This is a genomic window from Bacteroidota bacterium (genome assembly GCA_018692315.1).
Taxonomy (GTDB): Bacteria; Bacteroidota; Bacteroidia; order Bacteroidales; family JABHKC01; genus JABHKC01.
This window is the reverse complement of sequence record JABHKC010000028.1, coordinates 37,077-57,873: the sequence shown is the minus strand read 5'-3', so window position 1 is coordinate 57,873 and position 20,797 is coordinate 37,077. Positions and strand designations below refer to the sequence as shown.

21 protein-coding genes are annotated in these 20,797 nt (G+C 30.5%); all 21 read right to left on the bottom strand.

The features are described 5' to 3' along the window. Positions 1-4: 4 nt before the first annotated feature. The 21 genes from HN894_02555 to HN894_02455 all read right to left on the bottom strand — a co-directional run bounded on the left by HN894_02555 (position 5) and on the right by HN894_02455 (position 20,591). A complete protein-coding gene (locus tag HN894_02555; GenBank protein MBT7142192.1) occupies positions 5-1,177 on the bottom strand; it encodes a DUF2062 domain-containing protein in 1,173 nt (390 codons plus the stop codon). A gap of 1 nt (position 1,178) precedes the next feature. After that, complete coding sequence (locus HN894_02550; protein MBT7142191.1) at positions 1,179-1,541, bottom strand: 3-hydroxyacyl-ACP dehydratase; 363 nt, start codon at positions 1,539-1,541, stop codon at positions 1,179-1,181. A gap of 5 nt (positions 1,542-1,546) precedes the next feature. Next, on the bottom strand, positions 1,547-2,179 hold the full coding sequence (locus HN894_02545) for a hypothetical protein (protein ID MBT7142190.1): 633 nt from the start codon (positions 2,177-2,179) through the stop codon (positions 1,547-1,549). Further along, positions 2,142-2,777 (bottom strand): outer membrane lipoprotein carrier protein LolA, encoded by a 636-nt coding sequence (locus HN894_02540; protein ID MBT7142189.1) that lies wholly within the window; start codon positions 2,775-2,777, stop codon positions 2,142-2,144. The genes HN894_02545 and HN894_02540 overlap by 38 nt, the downstream gene beginning before the upstream one ends. 58 nt (positions 2,778-2,835) lie before the next feature. Beyond that, positions 2,836-3,594 carry a polysaccharide deacetylase family protein gene (locus HN894_02535; protein ID MBT7142188.1) on the bottom strand — a complete coding sequence of 253 codons (759 nt, stop codon included), beginning with the start codon at positions 3,592-3,594 and terminating at the stop codon, positions 2,836-2,838. Continuing rightward, positions 3,588-4,637, bottom strand: a complete 1,050-nt coding sequence (locus HN894_02530; GenBank protein ID MBT7142187.1) for a 3-oxoacyl-ACP synthase — start codon at positions 4,635-4,637, stop codon at positions 3,588-3,590. Before HN894_02530 ends, HN894_02535 begins: the two co-directional genes overlap by 7 nt. 5 nt (positions 4,638-4,642) lie before the next feature. Beyond that, on the bottom strand, positions 4,643-5,836 hold the full coding sequence (locus tag HN894_02525; GenBank protein ID MBT7142186.1) for a beta-ketoacyl-[acyl-carrier-protein] synthase family protein: 1,194 nt from the start codon (positions 5,834-5,836) through the stop codon (positions 4,643-4,645). 20 nt (positions 5,837-5,856) lie between these two features. Continuing rightward, positions 5,857-6,117: an acyl carrier protein gene (locus HN894_02520; protein ID MBT7142185.1), complete on the bottom strand. Its 261-nt coding sequence runs from the start codon at positions 6,115-6,117 to the stop codon at positions 5,857-5,859. Further along, positions 6,114-6,725 carry a 3-oxoacyl-ACP synthase gene (locus tag HN894_02515; GenBank protein ID MBT7142184.1) on the bottom strand — a complete coding sequence of 204 codons (612 nt, stop codon included), beginning with the start codon at positions 6,723-6,725 and terminating at the stop codon, positions 6,114-6,116. Before HN894_02515 ends, HN894_02520 begins: the two co-directional genes overlap by 4 nt. After that, complete coding sequence (locus HN894_02510; protein MBT7142183.1) at positions 6,718-7,842, bottom strand: beta-ketoacyl synthase; 1,125 nt, start codon at positions 7,840-7,842, stop codon at positions 6,718-6,720. The genes HN894_02515 and HN894_02510 overlap by 8 nt, the downstream gene beginning before the upstream one ends. Before the next feature lie 95 nt (positions 7,843-7,937). Next, positions 7,938-8,369: an acyl-CoA thioesterase gene (locus HN894_02505; GenBank protein MBT7142182.1), complete on the bottom strand. Its 432-nt coding sequence runs from the start codon at positions 8,367-8,369 to the stop codon at positions 7,938-7,940. Positions 8,370-8,407: 38 nt separating this feature from the next. Beyond that, positions 8,408-9,052, bottom strand: a complete 645-nt coding sequence (locus tag HN894_02500) for a hypothetical protein (GenBank protein MBT7142181.1) — start codon at positions 9,050-9,052, stop codon at positions 8,408-8,410. Continuing rightward, on the bottom strand, positions 9,049-9,612 hold the full coding sequence (locus tag HN894_02495) for a hypothetical protein (protein ID MBT7142180.1): 564 nt from the start codon (positions 9,610-9,612) through the stop codon (positions 9,049-9,051). Before HN894_02495 ends, HN894_02500 begins: the two co-directional genes overlap by 4 nt. A gap of 217 nt (positions 9,613-9,829) precedes the next feature. Next, positions 9,830-10,159 carry a 3-hydroxyacyl-ACP dehydratase gene (locus tag HN894_02490; protein MBT7142179.1) on the bottom strand — a complete coding sequence of 110 codons (330 nt, stop codon included), beginning with the start codon at positions 10,157-10,159 and terminating at the stop codon, positions 9,830-9,832. A gap of 83 nt (positions 10,160-10,242) precedes the next feature. Next, a complete protein-coding gene (locus tag HN894_02485; GenBank protein ID MBT7142178.1) occupies positions 10,243-11,310 on the bottom strand; it encodes an SAM-dependent methyltransferase in 1,068 nt (355 codons plus the stop codon). Then, complete coding sequence (locus HN894_02480) at positions 11,310-12,209, bottom strand: lipid A biosynthesis acyltransferase (protein MBT7142177.1); 900 nt, start codon at positions 12,207-12,209, stop codon at positions 11,310-11,312. Before HN894_02480 ends, HN894_02485 begins: the two co-directional genes overlap by 1 nt. Positions 12,210-12,222: 13 nt before the next feature. Next, positions 12,223-12,465: an acyl carrier protein gene (locus HN894_02475; protein MBT7142176.1), complete on the bottom strand. Its 243-nt coding sequence runs from the start codon at positions 12,463-12,465 to the stop codon at positions 12,223-12,225. A gap of 12 nt (positions 12,466-12,477) precedes the next feature. Beyond that, entirely contained in the window at positions 12,478-13,695 is a 1,218-nt protein-coding gene (locus tag HN894_02470; GenBank protein ID MBT7142175.1) for a beta-ketoacyl-[acyl-carrier-protein] synthase family protein, read from the bottom strand. A gap of 10 nt (positions 13,696-13,705) precedes the next feature. Continuing rightward, positions 13,706-14,434 (bottom strand): 3-oxoacyl-ACP reductase FabG, encoded by a 729-nt coding sequence (gene fabG / locus HN894_02465; GenBank protein MBT7142174.1) that lies wholly within the window; start codon positions 14,432-14,434, stop codon positions 13,706-13,708. A 6-nt stretch (positions 14,435-14,440) separates the two neighbouring features. After that, positions 14,441-15,985, bottom strand: coding sequence for an aromatic amino acid lyase (locus HN894_02460; protein MBT7142173.1), 1,545 nt, complete (start codon positions 15,983-15,985; stop codon positions 14,441-14,443). 436 nt (positions 15,986-16,421) lie between these two features. Beyond that, positions 16,422-20,591 carry a T9SS type A sorting domain-containing protein gene (locus tag HN894_02455; GenBank protein MBT7142172.1) on the bottom strand — a complete coding sequence of 1,390 codons (4,170 nt, stop codon included), beginning with the start codon at positions 20,589-20,591 and terminating at the stop codon, positions 16,422-16,424. Positions 20,592-20,797: the final 206 nt, after the last annotated feature.

Genomic DNA, 20,797 nt, shown 5'->3' with positions numbered 1-20,797 from the left:
ATTGTTACTTCTTTCGACCTGCAATTTCCAATAATATATATGAGGCTATTCCAAATATGGAACCTGCCAATATTGCAAGAGCCATACTTCCTACCAAATATTGCTTCAAATTTTCTTTTACTGTTTCAAAAGATACATCTTCAATTTCTATTGTCCACGAAATATCTCCCAAAATATATCCTCCCAATACAAAACTTAAATACAAAATAAAAGGAATCATTGGAGGAAGGCTGATATTTGCAAAAACAAAAAATATGCTTTTATTCAATTTGAAAACATGTGCTAATGAAAATCCAACTGCCAATTGATAACCCCAGATTGGTACAATTCCCATAAAAACGCCGAATCCTATTGAAATTGCTATTTTGTGAATAGGAGAGTTTCCACCCAAAATATCCTCTTTGATTATTTGTTTCAGTTTTTTGTTTTTGTATTTACGTACCATGTTTTTTGGCAAAAAGTAAAGTAATCCCAAAAAAACAAGAACTGTATTAAGTACACTTATTCTAAAAAAATCTTTAAATGGTCTGAAATGAGAAACCCGTTTGTCTCTAGTAGGATAAAAAACGTCTATTGGCACTGAACGAACTTTATATCCTTTCCACGAAAGTCGTACAATAATTTCAATTTCGAATTCGTATTTTTTGCTAAAAAACTTCCTTTTATAGATTGGAGATAATGGATACAATCTATAACCTGATTGTGTATCGGGCAAAGAAATACCGGTTTCTATCTTGAACCAAAAGTTTGAAAATTTGTTTGCAAAATTGCTTCCTTTTGACAGATTTTTTTGATTCAACTTCCTTGCTCCAATTAAAATGGCTTCTTTTTCTTCTTTTAGTTTTTCGAGAAAAACGGGCAAATCGCTTGCAAAATGTTGTCCATCAGAATCAATAGTAATTGCATGTTTAAAACCATCTTCAAATGCATTTCTAAATCCGAGAAGTAGTGCGTTTCCTTTGCCTTGATTATTTTTGTAGCTAATACATTTAATAGATTCTTTGTATTTTTCTAACACAGAAAGAGTTTCATCTGTGCTTCCGTCATTAATTACATATACATCTTCGCAATAGTCTAAAACATCAGTGACAACTTGAACTATTGTTGTAGCATTGTTGTATGTTGGAATTATAACACAACATTTATTCTCCTTGAAGCTTTGTTTAAATTGAAGCATTTTATTGTTCACTAAATTCAGCCTTTAGTTTTAAGAAATTTTGCCTTTCAAAAAATAAAATAGCGTTTACTTTAAAAGTTTCATTTTCAATATGATTGTATGATATTGATGCTCGTATTTTATTTGTTTCAAAAGGATTAAGAACGGATAGAAATTTTATGCTTTTTGCCGTTTTTAATTGCAAATTCACATCTAAAAATTCATTCAAAATTTCTTTAATCATTAACACTTGACAAACACCGGGTACTACTGGAAATTCAGGAAAATGTCCAGCAAAAATAGAGTGTTTTTGATTTATCTCTATTTGTGCATTTATTTTTCCTTCTTCTTGTATATCAATAGAATACTTGTAAAATTCCTTCAATAACACTATTTCAATTTTATTAAGTTAAGATTTATGCCAAGTTTTATTCTTTTATGATAGATTTCTATTTTCTTTGGGATTTCATTATCATACTCATCAAATGTTATTTCAATATGTTTCAAGCCTTTGGTTTGTATAATTCTAATTGCTTCTTTTTCTTGATTAAAGAAATAATAATATCTATTAAGTTTTTCTTTTATTTTGACTAAAGATATTTGGCTCTTTGGGTTTTTATAAATAGATTTTTTATCATTATTTTTAGGTAAATCAATTAACAGTTTAATATCATTTTTAATAGCATTTAGAATAATTTTTTTATTCAAAAAATCCTTACAACTGATTAGTTCAAATGAATTGTTTTTATACTCATAATCAAGAAGATTCAAGCCAAATTCAGACATAAAAATAATTCTATATGATGATTCTGATACAATTTTGAAATAAATTAGCCCGGATATATGATTATTTTCAACATCAATTTTAGCTTTATACAGTGCTGTATTATATCCATTTTCTAATACAGTCGAAATTGGAAAAAATGATGTGTCTTTTTCTTTGTAGAAATTCTTTGTAGAAACACATCCACTTAGAAAAAATAGGCTAATTGAGAATAAAAATATTTGCCGGAACACTCTCATTTAATTTTCTGTTTGTAAAAGAAATTATGGTGTAATCATCTTCATTTTCAATCATTTTTACTTTTGAAATATTCAAGCTTGAAATATCGAAATACAATTCAATTTTATTCAAAATATTTTTCATTTCCTCATCTAAAGGAATAAGCGATACAAAATATGTTGTAGAGTTTTCAAAAGCATCTATTTCAAATTTGTCTTCCTCTAAAAGCGAACCTTTTACGGAACTGATTATTAAACTATTAACTTCTTGAAACGCTTGGTTTGAATTAATATCGAATTCGCTAATTTTCTCTTCATCTTTAATAATAAATTTACCACTGTTGATAACAATAATATATTCAAACGGACTTGTATATTCCCATCTTAATTGATTTTCTTTTTTGAACCAAAATTTCCCTTTCGTAATAATTGTATCATTCAAAAAAGCCAAATGTTTTTCTTGAATAAAATCGCTTTTAATCGTATTAATTTCAGCAGATTTAGCATTAAGTTTTTGCTCCAATTCTTTGATATTTTCTATTGGAATAAAATTGTTTTTTTTCTGTGAAAATAAATTTAAACTAATTAGAAGAAATAAAACTAAAATGTTGTGTTTCATGTATTTAAGAATTTGAAATGTGTTTTTTCGATTTTCGTTTTAGATTTTCATATAAACGTTAACTAAAAAGTTCATCAACTGTAACAGCTTTTAGTTTGTTTTTTTTTAAATATTTGAGTATTCCTTCTGTAAGCCAACAAACATGTACAGTTCTATCGTGCAACAGAATTATATCACCTCCTTTAAGATTTTTCGTAATACGTTTTAAAATAGATTCTTTACTTTTATTTGTTGTATCAAAAGACCTTATACTCCATCCAATAACTTTAAAATTGAATCTTAAAATTCCTTTGGCAACAAAAGGATTAGTAACTCCATAGGGTGGTCGAAAATATTGGTTTTCTTGAAAGGTAGTTTTTCTTATTTCTTCTTGAGCCTTTTCAAGCTCTTTCCTGATTCTGTTTGGTAATTTTAGCGGGAACAATTTACTGTGAAAATATGAATGGTTTCCAATTAAATGACCATCGGCAAATATTTTTTCTGCGATTTTTTTATTTTCTGAAATATTTGAACCTATTAAAAAAAATGATGCTTTTGCTTTGTGTTTTTTCAGTAAATCTAAAAGTTTTGGAGTGTTTTTTTTGTGCGGACCATCATCAAAAGTAATTGCAATTTTATCTTCAATATCATGATTTGAGTTGTAAGTTTTCAGAAACATCTGAGATTGAATATTATACACTCCCCAAATAATTGTACAAATAAATACAATAGTAGAAACAGATAATAGAATAAGTAATTGAAAAAACTCAAATACAAAAACTAAAGATAAAATCAAAAAAATGCAATAGGCAATTACTAAAATCCTGAATTTCAACATTTAGATAAAATTATAAAAGAATGTTTGTGTTCATTATTGTAATTATGGATTAAAATATTTTTAATAAAATTTCTTTTAGTACCATTAATTTTTAATGCTTCTGGAATTATTTGGCTTTGAAATATTTTCGTTCCTATGTACATTGCAAAACATGAAGCAGTATCAAATTCTCCAATCAAATGTTTGTATGCCAGATGAATACTAGTTTGAAATACTTTTTGAATAGAAGAATAATTTCTATCTTCATAAAAATCTCCATTCATTCCGGAAATTAAAACATCAATATCTGCAATTGAAACATTATTTTTTGAAAATAAAGCTTGGAGGTCTTCAAGTAAATTCCCATTATTGTCATTATTAAAAACAGAAACTCCTTTCAAACATGCAATATTTTTTTCAGAAACTATATTTGATAAAGTGAAAAAACCAGCTCCTTCTCCCGGAATATATCCCTTGGTTTTTGTAGTAAAAATATCATCAACTGGAACTTTCGTACAACCGACTTTTTCCATCAAAGAATAACTTGTCTCTGTAATTTCGTCTAATCCACCTAAAAGAATATTGCTCTCATTTTTTTCCTGAAGCATCAAAAATGCATCAATAAGAGCTGTCTCGAAAGAAGCTGCTTGTTGCGAAAAAGTAAAATTGTAGTTTTTACAAGTCAACAATAAAGCAATTTGCCCCGAAACAGTATTATGTGTCGATTGTATAAAAGGGGTTGGATTTAGTAAAGATTCATCATTTTCGATAATCTGATTCAAGAATTTTATAGTATCGTCAATGCAACCCAAACCTGTTCCAATAATTATAGCATCGGGTTGTTCAATATTAGCTTTTTGCAAAACTTGAATGGAACAAGCGACTCCCATTCTAACAATTTTGCTCATTCGCCGCAGCAATTTTGGATTAATGTAATTTTTATAGTTTGGGTTTAAACAGGTAAAATAATTTTTCTCAGGTTTCTTTAAATTTCTCAGAAATTCATTTGAATCAAATGTATTTTGAGCTGTGATAGCTTCTGTAGAGTTTATAAATACATTCATGTTACTTATTTTGAAAAGATAATTGATGAATTATTTCCTCCAAAACCAAACGAATTTGATAATACATTCCTAACATTTGCTTCTTTTAGCTCTGTTTGTGGTCTAATATTAAGTTCAGGAATGACAGATTCAAAATTCAGATTTGGGAAAATCATTCCTTTCTGTATCGACAAAACAGAAAATACGGCTTCAATTCCTGCTGCTGCCCCCAAACCATGTCCGGTATATGCTTTTGTAGAACTAAATTTTGGTAATTTTTCTTCAAAAACTCGCTTTATTGCAAGCCCTTCCGACAAATCATTATTTGGAGTTGCTGTGCCATGAGCATTAATATAATCTATTTCATTATATTGCAAATTACTCATTTTCAAGGCTGCACTCATTGCTATAAATGCTCCTTCTCCTTCCGGCGATGAGGCTGTTTGATGATATGCATCGTTTGCATTTGCATATCCTAAAATCTTGCATATAGCTTGTTTCCTCCTCTTTTTAAGAGATTTTTCGGATTCAATTACAAGAAAACCTGCACCCTCGCCAAGATTAAGCCCCATTCTATTTTTATCAAAGGGTTTACAAAATTCTTTATCTAAAATCATTAATGAATTAAATCCATTAAGAGTAAATTTTGATAATGCATCCACCCCTCCAACTATAGCTCTATCAATAATTCCATGCCTGATAAGTTTTATTCCATGAATAATGGCATTATTTCCGGAAGAACAAGCGGTGCTTATGGTTGTTCTGTAAGCATCAATTCCAATATAATCACAAATTTTATTTGTAGAATCGCCACAGGGATGCGTCAATAAAAAATCAGGGGTTGCTTTTTGGTCAGCAATTTCGATTTCTGTTTTATCCATTCCTCCGACTGTAGTGGCTGAAATTAATCCGGTTTTTAATTCCTCATCTTTTACGTCGATTCCGGAATTATTAACAGCTTCGTTTGAAGCAATTATTCCCAACAAAGAAGTTCTGGAATATTTTTTTATTTGAGAATGCGACAAACCTAATATATCTAATAGCTGATAATTAGTTAATTTGACTTCTCCTACTTTGATTTTATCTTTGTGTTTGGTTTGCAGAATTTCTATTGAACCCAAGCCAGACTTTTTGTTTCTAAGAGATTCAAAACATTGTTCAGTATTGTTTCCTATCGCAGAAATTATTCCAACTCCTGTTACAAAAATATCTTTTTGCATAAAGTGAAGCTTCAAATTTGTTATTTTCTCTCCTGATTTTTAGTAATGAACTTGCCTAAAGTTTCTATTGAATACATTATTTCTTTCCCATCTTTCGGATTTTCGATTTTTAAACCGTATTCTTTTTCCAAAAGAACAATAATTTCTAATGCGTCGATAGAATCTAAGCCTAAACCATCGCCAAAAAGAGGTTCAACTGTACCGATTTCATCGGATTCAATATCTTCTAAATTTAGCAGTTCGATTAACTGTATTTTTAAGTTTTCGAATAATTCATTCATGAGTTATGTGTTTTATTTAAATTGGTTTCATTAAATTCTAAATCAGTTTTACTGGTAGAAATTAAATACAAATCTGCTTGATATTCTTCATTTGCATTTAATTCTATCCATCCCGTAATGCAAAGTTTTGTGCTTGTATTTTCAAAAAGGGAATCTACATATTTGTAAATGAATTGAATATCAAATTTTTCTTGAATAAAAAATAACGATTCTCCTTTTATGTTATTTTTTATACAAATTTCGCCGGTAACAATATTGGGTAAAGTATATACAAAAACAGATGGACTTGGAATTTCCGAAATGGTTTTTTGATAATTTTTATCTGTGTGTAAAGAAGATGACGAATTAGCACAAATTATTGCTATGTCTTCAGGACTAAATTCATCAAGGTTTATATCTTGTAAAAGAATTTCGGCAGATAGAAAACCAAGTTTGCTTAATGCATCCATCTTGTAGAATTTGCGATATTTAATCTCATAATTTTTATATACTGATTTTGCAAAATTTGAAAATAATTCATTTTTATTCACTAAGAATATTTTTTCTAAATTTATAAAAACCGTATTGTTTACAAGCTTTATATGTTTTTGTATATATCGTTTATTCATGTTTTAAAAATAAGGCAGCTGCATTGCAACCACCAAATCCTGAGGCAAGTTTTAATAAGGAATTAAGTTTTTGATTTTCTGTTTTCAGGATAATATTAATTTTTTCAACGGTGCCTGGAGTAGTACAATTTGCGGTTTTGATTAGAGTATTATTTTTAATTGATTCGAGGCTGATTATAGATTCAATAAGCCCGGCTGCACCTAATGTATGTCCAAAATAACCTTTGAGACTATTGGTTGGAACCGATTGAAAACCAGCACGCGAAATTGCGTTTGATTCCATATCATCGTTATAAGGAGTGGCAGTGCCGTGTGCTGAAATACAATCAATATTTTTATAGTTTTTTGTTGCCTTATTTATTGCAATTAGCAAGCCCTCGCCTGTTCGCGAAGGACCTGAAATATGATTAGCATCGTTACTGGTGGCCCCATCTGCAATTTCAATATTGGTTTTGTTTTTTGTGAGAATAATTGTTGCTGAACCTTCACCCAAACTTAAACCATCTCTATTGATATCGAAGGGTTTGCAAGGATTTGTACTTAATGACAAAAATGATTGAAAACCCGAAACAACAAATTTTGAAAGCACATCTGTACCGTTAACTATTACATTATCATAATGTCCTTGATTGATTAATCTTTGACCTAAAACAATTGCTGCAACGCCTGAAATACAAGCATTTGAAACAATCATTGGAGGAATTTTTATCTTAAAAAAATCGGAAATTGTTTTTGCTGTAGTGAATAAATTTAGTCGCTCTTCAGGAAAATCCTCTGGTAAATTATTGTCTAACAATTCAATATTTCCTTTTGTTGTTGATAAAATAAAAAGGGTTCGAGAATCGGAAACTATTGCAGAAGAATTGTTAAGAGCTTCATTTACCGAAAGAATTGAAAGTTTTTCAAAACGTGTATATTTGGTTTTATTTTCGATGCTTTGAAAATTTTCATTTATTTTATAATTATCAATAAACGAAGCAGGAAAAGCTTTGGAGGACAAATGTTTATTTGTGCAAGTTTTTATACCAATTTCACCATTAAGAATATTATTGAAATTTTCATTTGTAGAAAATCCCAAAGAGGAAATTATATTATTTGCTTCAATAAATACCTTCATCTCTTGATGTTGTTTTGGAAAATTGTGCTAGCAAATTCGTCTGTCAGTATGACTTTTTTCAAAAAATCACTATTTTGCATCCATATATTTTTTCTTTATTTGATCAAGTTCCATTTTTTTTTCCATTCTAAATAAAATTCGGGGTTTGTAAGTTGAAGTTCTCCTTGTGTATTTAAAAAGACCTGAGTGCTGTTTGCGGCAAGTGCCAATATATTTGTAGCTGCGTTAATAATTCTGTAATTGAAAATTATTTTCGCAGCCTCGGTAGGAACATATTCCGTTTCAATAATTACTTTTTCTCCATATTTTATCATATGCTTGTAATTCATATTCAGCTTTACAATTGGAGTTGTAAGTCCAAATTTATAAACATCGAAATAACCAAATTGAAACTCATCTCCAAAAGATTCTCTACCATCTTCAAGATATTTTACATAATTTCCATGCCAAACAACCCCCATTGAATCAACCTCGCTAAAACGTGTTTTAGTTTCAACTCTACTTATAAGTTTTACCCTTTCAGTCATTTATTTATATCAAATATTTTGGCAGGCAAATATGCCTTTTAAAAACTAAAATCGACTCCTATTTGGATACCAGTGTAACTCAATTCAAATTCCTGATAATAAAAATTAGATTTATCTCTTGCTTTTATGTAATCGAAACTCACAAATGGTTGTAAAATATTTTTTCTGAAATTTAAATTCACCCCTGTTTGAAATTTCCCTCCCAAAGTATTTGCTTCAAATTCTTCAAATTTCAAGAAACTATAATGAACTCCCGGAGCCACGAATAATGAATGTTTGCCCGATCCTATTGGAATATGCAATTTCGCAACAATTCCGGGAGAAAATCTGTCAAAATGAAAATATATATCCTCCTCTCCAATCATTATTATATATTTTGGTGCAAAAGCATATTCGGCTATTGCAGATAAATCAAATGTTCTGTTTATTCGATAAGTCAGTAAAATTCGCCCGGCATAATTTGAAAACAAATCTGCAGTTCCTTCTGTCATGTAAAAATAATCTGTTTTTTCAAAAATATAATCGTTTACATCAACAGGGAAAAAAAATCCAAAACTGTATCCAACTCCAAAATATAAATGCTTATTTATTCTATTTTCTGTGATAATATTAGTTTGAGCCTGAGAACTTATTGACAGACTCATACTAATAATTATTAACGAAAGTGTTATTAGTCTTTTCATTTGAAAGCTTTTTTAGACAAATATTTTCCAATTTCTTTTCCGCATTTTGCATAAGCTTCAGTAATTCTCACTCCCGTATCCATATCGTTCATTCCGAGGGCTGTACCTTTATTGTTTTTAGAGCTAATTGACACAACAACATTTTCCGGATTTTTTGTTTCAACTATATCAATAATGACATTAATAACAGCAGGTTTTCTTGTTACGTAAACATTAAATCCAGGCTCTGTGAAGGTCGTTTTTACAATCATAGTATATTTTGCATCTGCGTTTTCTTCTGAAACATAAACTTTTGATGATTTCAAATATTTATTTATTAATTGTTCAAATTTAGGCTGAAATCTATATTCTCTATCATTTATCCATGCTTTTTTCCAACGATCTCCTTTGCCTCTTTCTTTTTTATTATAATCGCTTACTTTCTTTTTCAAATAATCTTCTTCTTTTTCAAATTTTCCAACTCCCATCGATGAGTAATCATATAGGATAAAAAATTCTTTTTGACCTTTCAGTTGATCAAGATTGCCTGATACTACTTTGATTTTTTGAGCACTAAGCATTCCTGAAAAAAGAATGCTAAGGCAGAAGATAGTTACAAATTTTAATGCTTTCATTTTTTTCAAATTTTAGTAAATAAATCAAGTGTGAAATGTACGAATTTTATATTTTGATGCAATGTTTGGTAATTTTTTTTAGAACTTTAATGAAACTCAAAAGTCTTTCAGACTATTTACGGTCTGTTCCAAATTTCACAATGTTGTAACATATTTTTGTTTATTAGTCTTCCAAAAATATCTTCATTTGACATTCGGCAATAATATTTTTATTTTGCCATACGAATCCGTTAATGAAGTTAACATTCATAACTTGATTTTCAATAGAAACTTCCGTTTCAATTTCTGAATTGGATTTTGGTAAATTGTATATTTTTAGATTGCTAATACCACCGATAAATCCATTTTTAATTTTTTCATTTTTTGAAATTGCATTGTAACCTGCCATTGCAGCTGCAGTTTGTGCAATATTTTCAATAATTCCTGATTCCTGAAGATTACCGTCAGCACAAAAAATATTATCATCAGTAAAAGAAAATTTTGTTATAGCCATTTTTTCATTGGCACTACAAATTTCAGAAACCATAACAAAAGGTTCTCTTTGTGGAATATAATCTGTTATTTTAGAATGGTTTATCAATTTTTTTTACATTTAAATAATGTATGACTTACCCCGATATCTTCAAAAGATTCTTCTATAAATAATCCGGCTTTTTCAATAAGTTTAAGCATATCTTCGGAGTGATACATTTGGCTGCAACCATTTGCAATATTCGTAAAATATAATGATGTAGCATGTAAACTATATGTTGATGCTTCAAATTTTTGTTTATCCCAGTATGTTTCTAAAATGAATAATGAGGCAGAATTATTCATGGCTTCTTTTGCTCTTAGTAATAGTTTATAAATATCATTTTGCGAAAAACAATCTAAAAATTGACTCATCCATAATACCTCACTATTTTTCGGATATGGTTTTGAATGGTCGAGCAAATTTATTGGAAAACAAGCAATTCGATTCTCCAAATCATGTTTTTTGATATTTTCTTCTGCCTTTTTCAATTGCCCGGGTAAATCTAAAATTGTTATTTTTACATTCGGATTGTATTCCGAACATTTTATCGAAAATTTTCCAGTGTTTCCTCCAATATCTAAAATACTTTTTGGGCTATTTCTAAATACAATGGGCATTATTTCAGGAAAGGCATAATCGGAATAAAAATGGTCGAAATTAAACCAACTTTTTTGTACATTTTCCGGCAAATGCGACAAACCCTCATAAACAGTATCCCAGTCTCCAAAAGTTTGCAAACCCGTTGGTTTTCCAGCTTTTACTGACTCTGAAAGAGAAAACATTCCTTGATAATTTACATCATTAGAAAAATCCATATTCACCCGAGTAAGATTATCTTTTAAAATATACCAACCGGTTTTTGTAATGAAAAATTTATCATCTTTAACTATCACTATTTCAAGACTTAAACCTGCCTCTAACAATACTTTAACTCCATAAACAGAAATGTCTAAGTTTTCGGCAATTTCTTGAATAGTTATTCCTTTTCTATTTTTTTTGATTATTTCTAGTATTCCTAAATCTCTAAGCGATTTTGCAGCCTGAAACATAATAGGGGCAAAAGCAATTTTCTGAGCATCGAATTTTGCTTGTAGTGCCGATTTTTTATCTGATCCGTAATTTAATGCCATTAATTATTTTTTTCTTCTTCCCAAAAAGGATAATAGTTGAACCACTGTAGTGGATATTTTTCAATTATTGATTCGAGAGATAAAACATAATCTTTTACCATAATTTTTAGTTCCTGTCTTCTCGTTTTAATTTTTGCAGGATAAGGATAAATTTTTCCTTTTGTTGCGTAAAAATGATAATGAGTTGCCGATTTTTTTAATGCGTAAACATACGAAACCGGAACATTATTTTTGCTTGCTAAATATAATGGTCCCGTCGGAAATTGAGCCGAACGATTCATAAAATCCATAATAACTGTGCTTGTGCCGGGCAAAAACCTGTCTCCGTGCATAACTACTATTTCGTTATTAAGGAAAGCGTCCTTGATTTTATATAAGTGCGAAAAATCATCTTTAATAGGAATGATATTAGCATTTTTTTTTACCATATTTTTCTCAAGCAACTCTTCTATTTTTTGATGTTCGGATTCATACAATACAATATTTATTTTTGTATCTAATCTCTCTAAAAGTTGTCCGGCAACTTCCCAATTGCCCATATGAGCACCAATAAGTAAACACCCTCTTTTTTCATTAACTATTTGTATCAGAAACTCTTCTCCATCAAAATCAAATGTAAACTTGTCTTTAAAACCAGCTAAAACGGAGATTTTATCAATAAGAACTTCGCCAAGAAGGCAGTAGTTTTTATAGATACTAACTATGGTTTTTAAGTTATTAAACGCTAAAATTTTTCGGAAATAATACTTACTAGATGTTTTGTCTGATACTATTAAAAAATACAATGCTACAAATTTTATAAAAAAATATGTAAGTCTAATGTTTGTAAATTTTAATAAAGCAATAAAAAATGTATAGCCGAATTTTCCGCCTCGCGATTTTCCAGACCAAGATGTCATATCAAAATATTATCTAATTCATATATTTTTCAATATAATCATAAAGATTATTAAGGGTTTTTACATCAGTTAGATCTTCACGTTTAACTTTAAAATTAAACTCTTTTTCTATAATCACAACAATATCAACAAAATCGAGACTTTCTATTCCCAAGTCTTTCATTAGATGAGCTTCACCAGTTATTTCATCTTCTTCGATTTCGAATTCATCGATTAAAAACTCATTAACAATGTTTTCTATATCAGTTCTATTCATTTTGATTTATATTTAATATTTTGAAATTATTAATGTTGAATTAGTTCCTCCAAATCCAAATGAGTTTGAAAGAAAAGTGTCAATTTTAGCAGTTTTTGTTTCTTTTAATAAATTCAGATTTTTTGCAGACTCATCAATATTCTCAAGGTTTATAGTAGGTACAATAAAGTTGTTTTGCATCATTAATAGAGAATATATTACCTCGCTTGCACCACCCATCCACATTTCATGTCCGGTCAATGATTTTGTAGAACTTATCGGTGGTTTGTGTTTTCCAAAAACGGTATCTAATGCTTTTGCTTCATTCATATCACCTACAGGTGTGGAAGTTGCATGAGCATTTACATAATCAATTTCTTTCAAAGATAGATGTGCATCTTTTATACATCGTTGCAAAGACCTTATAGGTCCTTCTACATTTGGTACAGATATATGATCGCCATTTGAGGAAAAACCATACCCTTTAATTTCTCCTATAATATTGGCACCTCTTCGTAAAGCCGATTCGAGACTTTCTACAACTACCGTTGCAGCACCACCACTTGGAACAAGTCCATCACGATCTCTGTCAAAGGGCCTTGAAGCTTTTGTGGGTGCATCTTCTCTAATTGAAAAAGCACTTAAACCATCGAAACTTCCCATTGATTCGGCATTTACTTCTTGACCACCTCCACAAATTATTATGTCTTGAAGCCCTTGTTTTATTAATAAATAAGCAATACCTATTGCGTGAGAACTGCTGGCACAAGCACCACTAATTGTGAAATTTATTCCTCTCAATTTAAGAATTACCGATAAATTCATTGTGATTGTAGAATTCATCGATTGAAAAATTGAACCAGAACCTATCAATGTTGTATCCTTTTTTTGTCTTACAATGTCTATTGCATCTATTACCGGGATAGAAGAACTGTCGTTTCCATACAAAATACCAACTTCATTTTTCTCTAAAAAATCCATATCAATATTTGCATTTTTTAAAGCTTCCATTGTTGCAACATATGCATATTTTCCTTGCTCAGAAAGTCCTATACGCATTCTTCTTGGGAGAATTCCTTTTAAGTTTGGCTCGTCAATAATACCTGTAAGCGAAGAACGAAAACCAAATTCTTTTCTTCTCGGGTCTATTCCAATGCCTGATTTCCCATTATATAGTGAGGTTTTAACTTCTTGCAAATTTTTACCAATTGTAGAATAAATTCCTGATCCTGTAATAACAACTCTATTCATCGTATTTTTTTTAACTATGCATTCCTCCATTAACAGAAATTATTTCACCGGTGATATACGAAGCCTTTACGGAAGCCAAAAAACTAACAACCTCGGCAACCTCTTCTACCTCACCAAATCTTTTCAATGGAATGAGTTTTTTTAATTCTTTTTCATCAAAATCTTTTGTCATATCTGTTTTAATAAAACCGGGTGCAACTGCATTTACTGTAACTTTTTTCTTCCCAACTTCCATTGCCAATGTTTTTGTTGCAGCAATTACTGCTCCTTTTGCGGCAGAATAATTTACTTGCCCCGGTAGTCCTTTCTGTCCTGATAGTGATACAACATTAACAATTTTTCCACATTTGTTTACAAGCATATTTTTCAAGAGCAAACGAGTTACAAAGAAAAAACTATCCTGATTTGTGGAGATTACACTTTTCCACTCTTCATCAGACATAAATACCATCAAATTGTCTTTGGTAATACCGGCATTATTTACTAAAACTTCTATTAATTTATCGCTATTATTTTCAAGCCAACTGCCTAAAACATTTTCAATGTCTTGAGGATTTGAAACATCAAACTGCAATAATTCTCCATTTCCGCCATTCAATTTTATTGTGTTCAAAGTGTCTGTGGCTTCTTCAATATTAGCTTTGAAATTTATTAAAACATAAAAACCATCTTGTGCTAATTTTATTGAAATTGCTTTTCCAATACCTCGTGAACCTCCTGTTACTAATGCGTATTTCATAATTAATTATTTTGGCAATTCAATTTTTGTTTCAAACAAATAATTACTTAATCTTTCAATTTCTTTGTATTTTGGTGAATCCTCAACAAATACAGGAACAATCTTTCTTAAAGAATTATAAATATTTGATGTGATTGATGACATTTTATCTTTGATTTTAAGATAATCAATAGCTTGAAGTATAGCAATTATTTGAATGGCTTGAACTTGAAAAGCATTGTCGATTACTTTTTTTGAGAGCAAAGCAGAGTTTGTCCCCATACTGACAATATCTTGATTGTCGTTATTAGTAGTTATACTATGGACATACATCGAATTTGATAAAGTTTGATTTTCGGCAACAGTAGATGTTGCAGTAAATTGAACTCCTTGCATTCCTAAATTTAATCCAAGTTTTCCGAGATTTACAAAGGGTGGAAGTTTTTCATTTAATCGTGGATTCATGAGAAATGCCAACTGTCTTTCGGCAAGCATAGAAATTCTTGTAGTAGCTAATTTCAATTTATCCATTTCTAAAGAAACATAATCGCCATGAAAATTGCCACCATGATATACATTTTCAGTTTCTAAATCTACAATAGGATTGTCGCTTACCGAATTTGTTTCATCAACAACTACTTTTTCAGCATGAATAATTGTATCGTGAACAGCACCTAATATTTGTGGCAAACAACGCAAAGAATAATACTCCTGGACTTTTCTTTTAAAAAATCTGTCTTCAATATTGTTGTTGTAAAAATGATCAACTCTTCGAGTAATAAGCCGGCTATCTTTTAAAATATTATTCAGAACTTTAGCTATGTATTGCTGACCGGTATGTTTTTTTATTTTGTTCAGTTCAAAACTAAAATGATCATCAAATGATTCTACAATTTCGTTCAACATGGCAGATGCCACTAACGACCAATTTAATAATTGTTTGGCTTTAATTATATTAATCAGACCAATACCGGTCATAACCGAAGTTCCATTTATTAAAGAAATTCCTTCTCGCAAATTAACAGTAATGGGTTTTAGTTTTTTTTGTTCGAATATTTCTTTAGATTGGTACAGTTTCCCATTGTAAGTAACCTCACCTTCACCTATCAAAACTAAAGCAAGATGAGACAATTGAACCAAATCTCCACTTGCTCCAACCCCTCCATGTTCGGGAATATGCGGATATATGTTTTTATTGATAAGTTCTTGAAGGAGTTTTACGCAGGAAGGATGTATTCCTGATTTACCCTGAACAATTGCTCGTAAACGAACTAACATAACTGCTTTAACATATAAATCAGGAATTTTTTCTCCTGCACCGGCTGCATGACTTCTTATTAAGTTATATTGAAGCTCTTTTAAATCTTTTGTGTCGATTTTGTATTGAGCCATTGGTCCAAAACCAGTGTTTATCCCATAAATAATTTTATTTTTGGAAAACTCAACAAGAAAATTATAACTGCTTCCTACATAATCCATAGATTCAGAGTCAATTTCAATTTTTTCATTATTGATTAAAATAGATTCTATATCTAAGATTGAAATATTTTTTATATAATTTATTATTTTCAATATTGATATTTTTATAAACAGTATTGTAATCTGCAAAAATAATATGAATTATTTATTTTCTAAATTAAATTCAATAATTCACACTGAATAGTATTTTTATATTAGTTTGGAAAAATAAGCTGAATTTTATAAATGAAGTAAATTTGAAAACTATATTTTGTGCATTACATGGCTTCGCCCTGTCAGTCCCATTTTGCTAACTTTAAAAAAATTTTCAGCAAAAATAAATAAATAATCAATATGGGATTTTTAAAATCCATATTTTTTTGAAAATGTTATAGGAAAACTTGCCTGTTCTACATTAGTATTCGATGCTCATATTAAACAAATATTTTATAATTGAAATGATTGGTAATAGACTTTCTATATATACAAACAACCCTATTTTTGCAAATAGGGTTGTTTGTAGCATTTACGAAATTAGATTCAAAAACACTTAGTTCAACAAAACAAGTTTTCCATTATAAATTTTGTTGTTAATGCTAAGTCTGTAATAATAGATTGCCGGATCAATTTTGTTGCCCGAATTGTTTTTGCAATTCCATGAAAATGAATGATCTTGCTTTTCTAAAGTTCGATTATTAAGAATTGTTTTAACTAATCGTCCTTCTATATCGAAAATTTCGAGATTTACATTTGCAGATTTTTTCAGAGTAAAACAAATTTTAGTTTCTTCTTTAAATGGATTTGGGAAAACAGAAACTATATTTTCATTTTTAATTAAATAAACTCCCGAATGAATTAGAAAATAAATGTCAGAAGTATCGGAATTACAACCTTCGGTGCTTGTTACAATTACATAATAATTTCCGGTTTCTAAGGTCGAATAATAAATATCATTAGCTCCCAAAATTTCGCCAAATTCGTTGTACCACTGATTTCCCGTAAGTGCACTTGAAAATAACATATCATCTGATTGATAAATTGTAGGTGTTTCAGGTTTTTCAACAACTGAGATTGTAATTGTTGAATTAATGATGTTCGTGCCATCGTCAACCAACAAAGTATAGTCTGTTTCAACAGAAGGACTTGCTGTAGGATTAGCAATGGTAGGATCGCTTAAGCCATATGCAGGTGTCCACAAATAGGTGTAATTACCTGTTCCGCCATCAACATAAGAAAGCAGTTGAGTTTCGTCTCCTAAGCAAATTTGTGTGTCGCTAGCACTTGTATTTAATGCCAAGGCTCCAAAAGTATAATTTATAGTAGGAAAAGTAATGTTATCGATCCAGGCACAATCAGAACCTTCGCTCACTGACCCATCTTTATGATAGTTCCATTTTAAAGTATGCATTCCTGCCGAAATTGTAAAGCTTTCGTAACTCCATGCAAGTTCGCCATCCCAACGTCCCTTTTCGTATCCGTCAATGCTAAATGAAAGATAATCGAAATTTGTATTGGCATCCCATTCGCTGGAAACTTTTTTGTAAAAGCTAATTTCTCCACCTGTCAAAACATCAATCTCTAAACTAAAATAAGAATCTTGATTATGTGAAATATAGCCAGAACGAACTGCATAAGTTCCTTCATAGACAGTATCTGTAGTTATGAACCAGAAAGAGTTTCCGCCAAAAACCCAATCGAATTGCGAGAAATCGGCAGTTTCATAAGTTTCACCTACCGATCCAACCATCAATGACAAGTCTTCGTTGGTTGTATATTGATTATTGCCTGTAACCAAAAGATTAAAATCAACTATATGCGAAATTGGAGTTAAGGCATCAGCACTAATATTAAAAGTTACAGTATCGTTTGTCCATCCATCTAATTCAATCAAGTTATCAGTGTTGTTGTTAATACTTATATATGGATCGTAGGTTGAGATTAGTGCTAATGGAGATATTAATTTGGCTCCCCCAGAATTATTAATTACTACTTTTATATCAGAAGTTTCACCCGGATCTAACATGCCATTTCCATAATCATCTACTATGATTGCCGTAGGGCTTATTTCAGGAGCATAAGCTAACATATTCAAAGTACTTTCGAAAGTATCCTGACTGGTAATTATTTGGGTATTAAATTCAATTTCATGATTATCAGGTATAAAATCGTCTATATCAAAGGCAAAAGCATTATTTAAATTTAATGTTGCCAAAGGCGAAATTGTTCCAATTGTTTCAAAACTATCAGTCATAGTAACAAACTGGTCGTTTGTTGTAACAATCATTTCTGCATTGGTAAATTCAACTGTTTCAATATTTAGAAGATCGATAGATAATTGTGCATTTTCACCAAATTCTATAATTTCATTATCTCCAGAAACTATTGAATAATTTGTAATTATGACATTGTTCATTCCAGAAGTCATAAAAAACATACTTTTTGTAGCCTCTATTCCATTATTATCAGTTGTTTTAAACATAATTTCGGTAGGCATATACTCTTGCAAAACTGTTCCTTCATAAATTCCATCGTGAGAAAGTTTTAACTCTATCGGAAATTTTGGAGAAATCAGCTTCACCATATAATTCGGACTTGGGCTAAATGTATTTGAGACATCAATTGTTTGATATATTCTTTTATCGCCTTTTGAAAGTCCGGCATACCAAATTTCATTGCTCGATAACGAAATATCGCCATAATAAAATTCTATATCTCCGGATGGAAAAAGTTTTGCAGCAAAATTCACCTCTGAACCAGATTGCCCGCTCACATAGGCATTCCATCTGAAAGTTGCACTATTTGAATTTCCTTCGTACCATATTCCGTTAGAGCCTGAATATTTCAGATCGCAAAAATACGGAGCAATACATTTATGAAATGTAAACATAAGTTCCAGGCTTTTATCATAAATCCACTCTATAGATTCATCTCTAAACATAATAAATCCATCATTGTGAACAAAAATTGTATCATATTTTTCTCCATAATAAGGAAATTCAAAATCAAGAACTTTCATTGCCCAACCATCATCGGTGCTACTTGTGCTTATTTGTTGAGAACTTATCATAGGAAAACTCTGAGTAGAATCAATTTCAGTAAATTGGTAATCTAAATCCCATCTGTATGGAGGAGTGCCTCCTGTAGCTGTCAATTGGTGAGAATATGGGTCGTTTACAACTGCTGCAGGAATTGTGCTGTCAGCAATTTCTACTTCATTATAATTTACTGAAGCTACAACAGACAAGCTGGTAAGATCATTCTCATTAAAAGGATAAAATGTGTTTGGGCATTCAGTTTCAACAACTCCATTAGTATAATCAATTACAGAAAAATTGTTAATCTGGCCTGTGCCATTATTTGAAGGATCATCTTCATCAATTAGAAGGAAATATTTGGCTTTTTCGCCGCTTCCAATTTCATTTAACAATGGCGTAATATCTAAGCCAAATTCCATAGTTTTGTCCGCTTCGGTGCTTCCTCCCAACATATGATAATCGCCACCAAAATAATTAAAGAAGGTAAAATCAAGAATATGTTCAGGCTCATTTGCAGTTGTATCTGAGGAAATTCCTGCAGATATTTTAAGTTTATTTCTGGAATCGTGCTTTATTGTAACTTTCATGGTTAATTGTGCTTCGCAAGTTTCTTTGCAGGTAATAACATGCACAACATTGCTCCAAATTCCGCCACTTAAATATGGCAAAGCTAGTGTTCTGTACATTACATATGCAAAGCCTTGATTTGCCCAAGAATTTCCGCCTGGATTAGAATAAGTATTTGCAATTATTACTCCTCCAATTTCCCAGTCTTTCATATCAACATTTCCATCACCATTCTGGTCAATATCGTTGGTATAAATTCCATCATTATTATAATCGTGTCGAATAGAATCATTATATCCGACTATAACCATTCCATGATTAGATGAGCTCCAATTTGTAATTACCCACTTGCCAGCTTCTTCTGTTCCTGCCGGCAAAGTACTCATAGAACCAGTTCCCTGATAAGTTGAATAAAAGTTAGCAACACCACCTGCAGAGGATCCATTTGCATGGTCATAGAGCCACGATTTCAAATCTTCTAATCCTGATTCTGAATCAACATTTATTGCATACATATCAAGAATTCGGTTTCTCATTGCATTGTAATACATTTCATATCCTGATACCCAAATTTTATTAGTTTGACTGCTGGTGCCTATGTGCATTCCACCATATTCATCTACAGTAGGTGTGCCGAGTTGTTGTAGAATTTCCCAACTATCAAAATAGCTTGCTCCTTCGTAAGTTTGTCCATTATTATGAAAATTGTAAACAAAATGTGTAGGATATTGATTTTGAGTAATATTCCCTGGTACGTTTCTCGTAAAATTCATTTCGTAAGTAAAAAGAACTCCTACTCCGCTACCCTGCCCACATTCGAAAGCAACATCATTGAACAATGGTCTGAAAAATATTTCCTGAGAATTATCAACCGAATATGGAAGAGTAGTTTTCAGATTTCTGTATGCTTCAGATATTTCCAACTTTGGAATACTGCCTAATTTTATAGAATCTAATTTTGAAATTTTCCATGTTTTAGCCGGTGAGTTTTCTTGGCTTAAATCCAAAGAACTTTCTTTAGCTTGCTGAGCAAAACTGCTTAAAAATGTCGGTAGGATAAACAAAATCAAAACGATGGGACTTAATAATTGTCTGTTGAAGAATGATATATGTTTCATAATCTGCATTTTAATTAATAATTAATTCAAATTTTTCAAATTCAATAATATTTCCAATAATAGTCAAAATTACAGAATAGTTCATTCAAGTTCGTATTGAAATTTTGGAATAGAATTAGATTTGCGCTATTTAACACCCAATTAACAACAATTCTTTCTTGAAATAGACTACATTCACCAGCTCTAAACTAATATTCAAGATTTGA